The organism is Actinomadura sp. (genome assembly GCF_044508335.1).
In the GTDB taxonomy this organism is placed as follows: Bacteria; Actinomycetota; Actinomycetes; order Streptosporangiales; family Streptosporangiaceae; genus Spirillospora.
On sequence record NZ_JBIQHY010000024.1, the window covers coordinates 33,923 to 44,741 of the forward strand.

Annotated in this window: 9 protein-coding genes; 6 read left to right on the forward strand and 3 right to left on the reverse strand. The window is 71.3% G+C overall.

Going from position 1 to position 10,819, the window contains the following annotated elements; translation table 11 throughout:
* Positions 1–51 precede the first annotated feature (51 nt).
* Complete coding sequence (locus tag ACIWVC_RS11830; RefSeq protein WP_396450377.1) at positions 52–1,200, reverse strand: hypothetical protein; 1,149 nt, start codon at positions 1,198–1,200, stop codon at positions 52–54.
* A gap of 228 nt (positions 1,201–1,428) precedes the next feature.
* On the opposite strand from ACIWVC_RS11830, the gene tig reads away from it, so the two are divergent.
* From tig to clpX, 4 genes are all read left to right on the forward strand, one after another.
* Entirely contained in the window at positions 1,429–2,931 is a 1,503-nt protein-coding gene (tig, locus tag ACIWVC_RS11835) for a trigger factor (RefSeq protein WP_396450379.1), read from the forward strand.
* Between the two features lie 268 nt (positions 2,932–3,199).
* Positions 3,200–3,832: a ClpP family protease gene (locus tag ACIWVC_RS11840; RefSeq protein WP_396450395.1), complete on the forward strand. Its 633-nt coding sequence runs from the start codon at positions 3,200–3,202 to the stop codon at positions 3,830–3,832.
* A 111-nt stretch (positions 3,833–3,943) separates the two neighbouring features.
* The gene (locus ACIWVC_RS11845; protein ID WP_396450381.1) at positions 3,944–4,627 is read left to right on the forward strand and encodes an ATP-dependent Clp protease proteolytic subunit; all 684 of its coding nucleotides are present in this window, start codon (positions 3,944–3,946) and stop codon (positions 4,625–4,627) included.
* 174 nt (positions 4,628–4,801) lie between these two features.
* Positions 4,802–6,076 carry an ATP-dependent Clp protease ATP-binding subunit ClpX gene (gene clpX, locus ACIWVC_RS11850; protein WP_396450383.1) on the forward strand — a complete coding sequence of 425 codons (1,275 nt, stop codon included), beginning with the start codon at positions 4,802–4,804 and terminating at the stop codon, positions 6,074–6,076.
* Positions 6,077–6,149: 73 nt separating this feature from the next.
* Here clpX and ACIWVC_RS11855 read toward each other — a convergent pair whose 3' ends face one another.
* Entirely contained in the window at positions 6,150–6,803 is a 654-nt protein-coding gene (locus ACIWVC_RS11855; protein WP_396450385.1) for a response regulator, read from the reverse strand.
* Complete coding sequence (locus ACIWVC_RS11860; protein WP_396450386.1) at positions 6,804–7,598, reverse strand: sensor histidine kinase; 795 nt, start codon at positions 7,596–7,598, stop codon at positions 6,804–6,806.
* A gap of 196 nt (positions 7,599–7,794) precedes the next feature.
* Between ACIWVC_RS11860 and ACIWVC_RS11865 the strand changes: the two genes are divergently transcribed.
* Together ACIWVC_RS11865 and ACIWVC_RS11870 are read left to right on the forward strand one after the other, a co-directional pair.
* Positions 7,795–10,416 (forward strand): valine--tRNA ligase, encoded by a 2,622-nt coding sequence (locus ACIWVC_RS11865; protein WP_396450388.1) that lies wholly within the window; start codon positions 7,795–7,797, stop codon positions 10,414–10,416.
* 122 nt (positions 10,417–10,538) lie between these two features.
* The coding region (locus tag ACIWVC_RS11870) for a hypothetical protein (protein WP_396454139.1) at positions 10,539–10,819 on the forward strand (281 nt) is incomplete at its 3' end.

Here is a 10,819-nt window from a genome sequence, read left to right on the forward strand (position 1 = left end):
AACGCGGCGGTCCCCGGCCTCACCGCGAGGCCGGGGACCGCCGGTCGGGGCTCACTCGCTGAAGCCGCGCCAGCGCCCGTCGGACCCCGTCTCGGCCGAGCTCTGCGGGCGGACGGGGCGCCGCGGCGGCGTCTGCTCCGGCCCGCCGCCGTACCCCTCGGGAGGGTCGTAGGGGCCCTGGCCCAGCGGGTCCCGCGCGTACTGGGAGGGCTGCGGAGGCAGCGCCGCGCCGTGGCCCTGCCCGAACTGCGGCCCGCCCAGCGCGGGGCCGCCGATCGCCGGGCCGCCGAACGGGTCGCGCGCCGCGCGGTCGTCCTCGCCGGAGCCCCGCCGGTCGTCCCGGACGGGCCGGTGCCGGGGGAACTGCAGGACGGCGACCGCGCCCAGCGCCAGCGCGCCGAGCCGCATCGCCGAGTGCCCCGCGTCCTGCGGCCACGGCTCCCCGTACAGGAACGTGCCCATGGTCAGCAGGTAGGACTTGGCGGCCACCGTCATGACCGTCGACACGATCGACACCCGGCAGCGCTGGAACGCCGCCACCATGATCCCGAACCCGATCGCCGCCGCCAGCACGGTCAGCCACGGCCAGGCCGTCGCGGCGATCCGCAGGCTGGTGGCGTCCGGGGCGTCGCTCCATCCCTTGATCGCCAGCTCGGCGGTGCCGACGGGGAAGCCGGCGCTCAGCCCGTAGGCGATCCCGGTGATCGGTCGGGCGTGCCGGCCGTCCGGCCGGTAGTCGCCGAGGACGAGGATCAGCACCGGGACCAGCACGGCCGGGGCGACCACCACCGCGATCTTCCACAGCGGCGCGTCCGCCCCGCTGATCGGCTCGTCCCCGCTGAGGGACGCGGTGAGCAGCAGGATCGCCGCGCCGATCAGCAGCAGGCTCAGCCACTCGCGCGCGGTGAGGCGCTCGCCGAAGAACACCAGCGCGATCAGCAGCAGCGGCACCATGCCGGACATGAAGATGGGCACGGCCTGGGACAGCGGCAGGTTCCGCAGCGCCAGGATCTGCAGGCTGAGCCCGCCGAGCACGATCCCTAGCGCGATCAGGAAGATCCAGTTGCTCACGATCGACCAGATCATGTGCAGGATGCGGTTGCCGCGCACAGGGGGCATCCGGTCCGCCGCCAGCTTGAAGACGGCGAACCCGAGGTAGTAGAGACCGGTCGCACTGAAGGCCGCAGCTATCCCGTTCATCCCGGACGAGTATGGGGGTTCCGGGCGTGCATGTCACTGCCTGTGCGGTATCGCTGACGCTGATTCCGCCGTCCTTGTGGGCGTCCGATGTCCGCAGCCGGGGCCGCGACCCCATAGACTTGGCGCGCGAAGGCGCGGAGCCGTGATTCGGTGTGCCCGCGCCCCTCGAGTTGAGCACGCGTCGAACGCCGCGGCCGAGACAGCGCCCGATCAAGGAGACCTACCCCAGTGAAGACCGATGTCGAGGAGCTGACCCCCACGCGGGTCAAGCTCACCGTCGAGGTTCCGTTCGACGAGCTCAAGCCGAACCTCGACAAGGCGTACAAGGAGATCTCGCAGCAGGTGCGGATCAAGGGCTTCCGGCCAGGCAAGGTCCCCGCCCCGCTGATCGACAAGTACGTCGGCCGGGGTGCGGTGCTGCAGGAGGCCGTCAACGACGCGCTTCCCGAGCTGTACGGCCGCGCCGTCGAGGAGTCCGAGATCTTCGTGCTCGGGCAGCCCGACGTCGAGGTGACCGAGCTGGAGGACGGCACCCAGTTCGCGTTCACCGCCGAGGTCGACATCCGGCCGAAGTTCGAGGTGCCCGACTACGACGGCCTGGAGGTCGTCGTCGAGGACGCCGAGGTCACCGACGAGCAGGTCGAGGAGACCATCGGCAACCTGCGCGAGCGGTTCGCGTCCCTCACCAACGCCGAGCGGGCCGCCGAGGAGGGCGACTTCGCCACCATCGACCTCGTCGCCCGGATCGACGGCGAGGAGGTCGAGGACGCCTCCGCCACCGGCTACTCCTACGAGGTCGGCAGCAAGTCCTCCGTCGAGGGCCTGGACGAGGCGATCATCGGCCTCTCCGCGGGCGAGGAGAAGACGTTCACCGGCACCCTGACCGGCGGCGAGCACGCCGGCGAGGAGGCCGAGATCACCGTCACCGTGCAGAGCGTCAAGGTGAAGAACCTGCCCGACCTGGACGACGAGTTCGCCCAGCTCGCCAGCGAGTTCGACACCATGGAGGAGCTGCGCGAGGACGTCCGCGCCCGGCTCGGCCGGCAGGTGAAGCTGCAGCAGCTGTCCGAGGCGCGCGACAAGGCCCTGGAGGCGCTGCTGGAGAAGGTCGACATCCCGCTTCCCGAGAAGGTCGTGGAAGAGGAGATCGGCCGCCGCAACCAGCAGCTGGAGCAGCAGCTCCAGATGGCCGGCATGTCCAAGGAGGACTACCTCAAGGAAGAGGAGAAGACCGCCGAGGAGTTCGACACCGAGGTCGCCGAGGCGGCCCGGCTCGCGGTCAAGGGCGGGTTCGTCCTCGACCAGCTCGCCGTCCAGGAGGAGCTGGGCGTCGAGAACGAGGAGCTCAGCGAGTACGTCGTCAGCCAGGCCATGCAGATGGGCGTGCAGCCGCAGCAGCTCGCCGAGTACCTGACGCAGAACAACCAGCTTCCGGCCATCGTCTCCGAGGTGCTGCGCAGCAAGGCGCTGAACCTGGTCGTCGAGCACGTCGCCGTCAAGGACGAGTCGGGCAACGAGATCGACGTCGAGGCCGTCCGGCGCGAGCTGAACGGCGAGACGGGCGAGACCGTCCAGGCCGAGGAGGCCGCCGAGGACGCCGCCGCCGAGGGCGACGCCGCCGAGAGCGCCGAGGGCGAGGAGGCCCCCGCGGAGGCGGCTGAGGCCGCCGCTGAGGAGTCCCCGGCCGCCGAGGCGAAGGACGAGCAGGCCGCCAAGGACAAGGACGCCTGAGCGCCCTCCCGCGCGTCCGCGGCACGCCCCGCATCCGTACCCCGGATGCGGGGCGTTCGCTTGAGGGGGGCGAGCCGGGGGATGAGGAGGACGGCCCCCGCGCGGCCGTCCCGTTGGCGAAGATCGTCCGGAACGCGGGGCGGGGTCCGGCGCCGCGCGGGTACGCCCCTGGCGAAAAGGCGGCCCCCCGGGCTTAAGCGGGCCCGGTGGCGCGTTAATGTCCAATCATCCGAACCGATTAAAAGGACCGGAGGAACACCCGGTGAGCATGCCTCCGACTTTCGACGAGTCGTCGCGGATCCAGGCGCGGGTCGCCGAGGCGCCCCTGTTGCCTCTGGGCGACCAGCTGTTCCAGCGGCTGCTGCGCGAGCGCATCGTCTTCCTCGGCCAGCAGGTCGACGACGACATCGCCAACCGCATCTGCGCCGAGCTCCTGCTGCTGTCGGCCGAGGACGGCCGCCGCGACATCACGCTCTACATCAACTCGCCAGGTGGCTCCGTCACTGCCGGCATGGCGATCTACGACATCATGCAGTACGTCCCGAACGACATCGTCACGGTGGGCATGGGGCTCGCCGCGTCGATGGGCCAGTTCCTGCTGTGCGCGGGCACCCGGGGCAAGCGCTACGCCCTGCCGCACGCGCGCATCATGATGCACCAGCCCTCCGGCGGGATCGGCGGCACGGCCTCCGACATCAAGATCCAGGCCGAGCAGATGCTGTACGTGAAGCGGACGCTCGCCGAGAAGATCTCCGAGCACACCGGCCAGCCGCTCGACCAGATCGAGCGCGACTCCGACCGCGACCGCTGGTTCACCGCCGACGAGGCCAAGGACTACGGGTTCGTCGACCACGTGGTGCTCAGCGCCAACCAGGTGCCCTCCGAGGGCCCCGTCTCCTGACGGTGCGCGGATGACCGCAGCGAGCGCCGGCGGGCGAGGATCGTCCGCCCGCCCCGGCGGGGGTCCGGGGGCCGCCCCCCGCAGGACACTGACCACTTATCGGAGGCACACATGAGCGACCTGATCCGCCCCGGTTTCACCGATATCGTCCGGCCGGGCGCCGGTCCGATGCCGGTCGACAACCGCTACATCATTCCGTCGTTCGTCGAGCGCACCACGTACGGGGTCAAGGAGATGAACCCGTACAACAAGCTGTTCGAGGAGCGCATCATCTTCCTCGGCGTGCAGATCGACGACGCGTCCGCCAACGACGTGATGGCCCAGCTGATCACGCTGGAGTCCATCGACCCGGACCGCGACATCAGCATCTACATCAACTCGCCGGGCGGCTCGTTCACCGCCATGACGGCGATCTACGACACGATGCAGTTCGTCAAGCCCGACATCCAGACCGTGTGCATCGGCCAGGCCGCGTCGGCCGCCGCCGTGCTGCTCGCGGCCGGCACGCCGGGCAAGCGGGCCGCGCTGCCCAACTCGCGGATCCTGATCCACCAGCCCGCGACCGAGGGCACCTACGGCCAGTCCAGCGACATCGAGATCCAGGCGCGCGAGATCATGCGGATCCGCGAGCTGCTGGAGAGCATCCTGGCCGAGCACAGCGGCAAGAGCATCGAGCAGGTGCGCCGCGACATCGAGCGCGACAAGATCCTCACCGCGGACGAGGCGAAGGACTACGGTCTCATCGACGACGTCTTCGCCAGCAGGAAGCGGAAAGCAGAGGTAGTGTCGTCCTGAGACGGCACAAGGACGCGGGAGGTCCCCGAGCCCGGGCGCCACACTTCCGGGCGAGGGGCTTTCCAAGCCCGTTGGAGGCGGTAACGTCGAGTCCAACGTCGAAAGCCTTCGGGACGCAACCGAGCTGCGCCGCATCCTCCAAGGCGGGCGGCCCCACGAAAAGGAGACAGTTGGGTGGCACGCATCGGCGACGGTGGTGATCTGCTCAAGTGCTCGTTCTGCGGGAAGAGCCAGAAGCAGGTCAAGAAGCTCATCGCGGGTCCGGGCGTGTACATCTGCGACGAGTGCATCGATCTCTGCAACGAGATCATCGAGGAGGAGCTCTCCGAGACCTCCGACCTCAAGTGGGACAACCTGCCCAAGCCGCGGGAGATCTACGAGTTCCTCGACTCCTACGTCATCGGGCAGGACACGGCGAAGAAGGCGCTGTCCGTCGCCGTGTACAACCACTACAAGCGGATCCAGTCGGGCGACACCGGCAGGGACGACCCGGTCGAGATCGGCAAGTCGAACATCCTGCTGCTCGGCCCCACCGGATCCGGCAAGACGCTGCTCGCGCAGACGCTCGCCAAACTCCTCAACGTCCCGTTCGCCATCGCGGACGCCACGGCGCTGACGGAGGCCGGATACGTCGGTGAGGACGTCGAGAACATCCTCCTCAAGCTGATCCAGGCGGCCGACTACGACGTCAAGAAGGCCGAGACCGGCATCATCTACATCGACGAGGTCGACAAGATCGCCCGCAAGAGCGAGAACCCGTCGATCACCCGCGACGTCTCCGGCGAGGGCGTGCAGCAGGCGCTGCTGAAGATCCTGGAGGGCACCACCGCGAGCGTCCCGCCGCAGGGCGGCCGCAAGCACCCGCACCAGGAGTTCATCCAGATCGACACCACGAACGTGCTGTTCATCTGCGGCGGCGCGTTCGCCGGGCTGGAGAAGATCGTCGAGTCCCGGGTCGGCAAGCAGGGCATGGGCTTCGGCGCGCAGATCCGCTCCAAGTCCGACTTCGAGGAGTCGTCGGCCGTGCTCGGCGACGTCATGCCGGAAGACCTGCTGAAGTTCGGGATGATCCCCGAGTTCATCGGCCGGCTCCCGGTGATCACGTCGGTGCACAACCTCGACCGCGACGCCCTCATCAACATCCTCACCGAGCCGAAGAACGCGCTGGTCCGCCAGTACCACCGCCTGTTCGAGCTCGACGGCGTCGACCTGGAGTTCACCGACGACGCACTGGAGGCGATCGCCGACCAGGCCATCCTGCGCGGCACCGGCGCCCGCGGCCTGCGCGCCATCATGGAGGAGGTCCTCCTCTCCGTGATGTACGAGGTCCCGAGCCGGCAGGACGTCGCCCGCGTCGTCATCACCCGCGAGGCCGTCCTGGAGCACGTCAACCCGACCCTCGTCCCGCGCGACCGGCCCAAGCGCGAACCGCGCGAGAAGAGCGCGTAGGGCGCGCCGCGTTCCGAACGCCTCCGGCCGCCGGCCGGAGGCGTCCGCGTTTTCCGTGCAGGGGCGGGGGCGGTCAGGCCCGGGATTCGCCGAGGCCGGCCTCGCGGGCCACGACGATGGCCTGCGCCCGGTCGGCGACGTGCAGCTTCATGAAGATGTTCGAGACGTGGTTGCGGACGGTCTTCTGGCTGAGGAAGAGCGTCGCGGCGATCTCGGCGTTGCTGCGGCCCTGCGCGATCAGTTCGAGGACCTCCCGCTCCCGCTCGGTCAGCTCGGGGAACGCGGCCTGCCTCGGGTCGGGCATGTCGGTGAAGTAGGTGAGCACCCGGCGCGCGATCTCCGGGCCGTAGATGGCCTCGCCGGCCGCGACCGCGCGGACGGCGCGGGCGATCTCCTCGGCGCCGGACTCCTTCAGCAGGTAGCCGCGGGCGCCGGCGCGCATCGCCGCGAAGACCGAGTCGTCGTCGCGGAACATGGTCAGCACGAGCACGCCGATGCGGGGGCTCGTGCGGGTGATGGTGCGGGTGGCCTCGATGCCGTTGCCGCCCGGCATGTGCAGGTCCATGACGACGACGTCCGGCTGCAGCTCCGCGGCCAGCTTCACCGCCTCCGGCCCGTTCTCGGCCTCGCCGACGACCTCGACGCCCAGCGCGTGCAGGAGACCCTTCAGGCCCTGCCGGAACACCGGGTGGTCGTCGGTGATGAGGACCCGGATGGTCTCCGTCATCTACGCCCGCCTTCTCCCGACCGAAGGCCGATGATATCCGGCGGTCTCCGGGACGCCGAGCGGAAGCCGGACGGCGACGAGGGTGCCGCCGCCGTTCCGGGACGTGATCGTGCAGCTGCCGCCGACCTCGGCCGCCCACTCCTTCATCGCGGCGAGCCCGCGGCGCGTCCCGGGCCGGCCGCCGTTGCGCGCGGCGTCCGGCAGGCCGGGGCCGCTGTCGGCCACCACCAGGTGCAGTTCGGTGTCCCGCTTGAGCCGGACGGACGCGCAGCTGCCCGGGGCGTGCAGCCGGACGTTCGTCAGCGCCTCCTGCGCGATCCGGTACGCCGCGACCTCCACCGCCGCGGGCAGCCCCGACGGCTCGCCGTCGAACCGGACGTCGACGCGCTCGCAGCAGCCCTCCGCGAGGGACTCGATGGCGGCGACGAGGCCGAGGTCGTCCAGGGCGGGCGGGCGCAGCCCGTGCGCCAGGTCCCGGATCTCGCCGACGGCGGTGGCCAGCCGGTCCCGCACGTCGGCGAGCAGCGGGTCGGTCCGCTCCGGCTCGCAGGCGAGCGTGATCCGGGCCGCGTCCAGCGACATGGCGAGGCTGGCGAGCGTCGGCCCGAGCCCGTCGTGCAGGTCGTGCCGCAGGCGACGCCGCTCCTCCTCCCGGCTGGCGAGGATCCGCTCCCTGGAGCGCTGCAGGTCGGCGGTGAGCCTGCGGAGGTGAGGGATGGTCGCGGCACGCGCCGCCACGGCCCCCGCGGTGAACGCGCCGGCCAGCACGGCGGCGCGTGCCAGTACCGCTCGCATCCCGTCCCTCTCTCTCCGCCCCGGTTCGTTCGCGGACCTTCGAGGATCACCTTTTCGGACGGGGCGACCCGGTGTCAGGTGACCAGTGTCCCGATCGCGGCGGGAAAACGCTCTCAGGTGCTCGCCGGGGAGATTCGCGCAGGCGTGAGCGTCCCCGGGGCCGGTCACCCCCGCCGCCCCCGTAGAATCGTCAGCCGTGACACAGCCCAGCAGTGAGCGCGGCCGAGGGGCCGCCGCGGACGTCGACCTGCCCACCCAGTACCGCCCGGCCGATGTCGAGGGCCGGCTCTACGAGCGCTGGGTATCGGCGGGGCTGTTCACCGCCGACCCCGTGCGCGCGCCGGAGCGCCCCGCGTACTCGATCGTGATCCCGCCGCCGAACGTCACCGGTTCGCTGCACATGGGGCACGCCCTCGACCACTCCATCCAGGACACCCTCATCCGGCGCCGCCGCATGCAGGGGTACGAGACCGTGTGGGTGCCGGGCATGGACCACGCCGGCATCGCCACCCAGAACGTCGTGGAGCGCGAGCTGGCCAAGGAGGGCCTTTCCCGGCACGACCTCGGCCGCGAGGCGTTCGTCGAGCGGGTCTGGAAGTGGAAGGCCGAGTCCGGCGGCCGGATCCTCGGCCAGATGCGCCGCCTCGGCGACAGCGTCGACTGGACGCGCGAGGCGTTCACGATGGACGACGACCGCGCCCGCGCCGTCCGCACGATCTTCAAGCGGCTGTTCGACGACGGCCTCATCTACCGCGCCGAGCGCATCATCAACTGGTGCCCGCGCTGCCTGACGGCCCTGTCCGACATCGAGGTCGAGCACGACGAGGTCGACGGCGAGCTGGTCTCGATCCGGTACGGCTCCGGCGAGGACGAGCTGGTCGTGGCGACCACCCGCGCCGAGACGATGCTCGGCGACACCGCCGTGGCCGTCCACCCCGACGACGACCGGTACCGGCACATGGTCGGCCGGGAGATCGAGCTTCCGCTGACCGGCCGCCGCATCCCGGTCGTCGCCGACGAGCACGTCGACCCCGAGTTCGGCACCGGCGCGGTCAAGGTGACCCCGGCGCACGACCCCAACGACTTCGAGATCGGCCGCCGGCACGACCTGCCGTCCATCTCCGTGATGGACGAGCGCGGCGTCGTCACCGCGGTCGGCCCGTTCGAGGGCCTCGACCGGTTCGAGGCGCGCCCGGCGGTCGTGGCGGCGCTGCGCGAGCAGGGCCGCATCGTCGCGGAGGTCCGCCCCTACAAGCACGCCGTGGGGCACTGCCAGCGCTGCGCCACGGTCGTCGAGCCGCGCGTGTCGCTGCAGTGGTTCGTGAAGGTGGAGTCGCTGGCGCGGGCCGCCGGCGACGCCGTCCGCGACGGCCGCGTCACGATCCACCCGCCGGAGATGGCGGCCCGCTACTTCGAGTGGGTCGACAACATGCACGACTGGTGCATCAGCCGGCAGCTGTGGTGGGGGCACCGCATCCCGGTCTGGTACGGCCCGGACGGCGAGACCGTCTGCCCCGGCCCGGACGAGGAGCCCCCCGCCGGCTGGACGCAGGACACCGACGTCCTCGACACCTGGTTCTCGTCGGCGCTGTGGCCGTTCTCCACGCTCGGCTGGCCCGACAAGACGCCCGACCTGGAGCGGTTCTACCCGACGTCCGTGCTGGTCACCGGGTACGACATCCTGTTCTTCTGGGTCGCCCGGATGATGATGTTCGGCCTGTACGCGATGGACGGCGTCCAGCCGTTCGACACCATCGCCCTGCACGGCATGGTCCGCGACCAGTACGGCAAGAAGATGTCCAAGTCGTTCGGGAACGTCATCGACCCGCTCGACTGGGTCGACGCCTACGGCGCCGACGCGACCCGCTTCACGCTGCTGCGCGGCGCGAACCCCGGCGGCGACGTCCCGGTGGCCGAGCAGTGGGCGCAGGGGTCGCGGAACTTCTGCAACAAGCTGTGGAACGCGACGCGGTTCGCGCTCATCAACGGCGCGCACGTCCGCGGCGGCATGCCCGCCGAGGTGACCACCGTCGACTCCTGGATCCTGTCCCGGCTCCAGTCGGTCATCGCCGAGGTCGACGAGCACCTTGAGGGCTACGACTTCGCGAAGGCGTGCGAGGCGCTCTACCACTTCGCGTGGGACGAGGTCTGCGACTGGTACGTGGAGCTGGCGAAGGTCCAGCTGGCCGACGAGCGCGCCGAGGCGACGCGGCGGGTCCTCGGGGAGGTCCTCGACAAGCTGCTGCGGCTGCTGCACCCGGTGATCCCGTTCGTCACCGAGGAGCTGTGGACGTCCCTGACCGGCGGCGACACGATCGTCACCGCGCCGTGGCCGGCCGCCGAGCCCGCCCGCGCCGACCGGGACGCCGAGGCCGTCGTGGAGTCGCTGCAGCGGCTCGTCACGGAGGTCCGCCGGTTCCGCGCCGACCAGGGCCTCAAGCCCGGCCAGAGGGTCGCGGCGGCGCTGGAGTGGGGCGGCTCTCCGCTCGCCGCGCACGAGGAGGGCATCCGCGCGCTGCTGCGCCTCACCGCGCCCGGCGACGGGTTCTCCGCGACCGCGTCGCTGCCCGTCGAGGGCGTCACCGTCCGGCTCGACACCGCCGGCGCGATCGACGTCGCCGCCGAGCGCAAGCGGCTGGAGAAGGACCTGGCCGCCGCCCGCAAGGAGGCCGACCAGGCGCGCCGCAAGCTCGGCAACGAGGCGTTCATGGCGAAGGCGCCCGAGGCGGTCGTCGCGAAGAACCGCGACCGGCTCGCCCAGGCGGAGGCCGACATCACCCGGCTGGAGTCGCAGCTGGCCGCGCTTCCGGCGGGCTGACCGGCCCCGGCCCGGTGACGGGTCGGACTCGGCACCGTGAACCGTCGGCGCGGCGGGCCCGCCGCCGTTACGATCCCGGTGGGCCCGCGGGCTTTGGCGGTACATGAACCTTCGGGAGTGCAATGGCCGAATCACCTCCTCGGTCCGGTGCGCCGGACTCCGCGCCGGGCGACGACCTGGACGCGGCACAGGTCGTCGAGGACGGGGACGCGCCGGGGGCCGCTCGCGCGCCCTGGGGCAGGGCGCGCCCGTGGTGGTCGCTCGACACGGGCGAGGGGACCGGCCCGCTCCCGCCGGTGAACGGCACGGGCGGGCACCCGATGGTCGGCGGTTCGGGAGCCCATCCGGTGGTCGGCGGTTCGGGAGCCCACCCGGTGGTCGGCTCCGGCGCCCACCCGGTGGT

What these genes read in the sequence shown, in the direction of transcription:
- ACIWVC_RS11860 (WP_396450386.1), bottom strand. Translation starts at nt 7,598, where the DNA reads ATGCGAGCGGTACTGGCACGCGCCGCCGTGCTGGCCGGCGCGTTCACC.
- ACIWVC_RS11855 (WP_396450385.1), bottom strand. Translation starts at nt 6,803, where the DNA reads ATGACGGAGACCATCCGGGTCCTCATCACCGACGACCACCCGGTGTTC.
- ACIWVC_RS11845 (WP_396450381.1), top strand. Translation starts at nt 3,944, where the DNA reads ATGAGCGACCTGATCCGCCCCGGTTTCACCGATATCGTCCGGCCGGGC.
- ACIWVC_RS11840 (WP_396450395.1), top strand. Translation starts at nt 3,200, where the DNA reads ATGCCTCCGACTTTCGACGAGTCGTCGCGGATCCAGGCGCGGGTCGCC.
- ACIWVC_RS11830 (WP_396450377.1), bottom strand. Translation starts at nt 1,200, where the DNA reads ATGAACGGGATAGCTGCGGCCTTCAGTGCGACCGGTCTCTACTACCTC.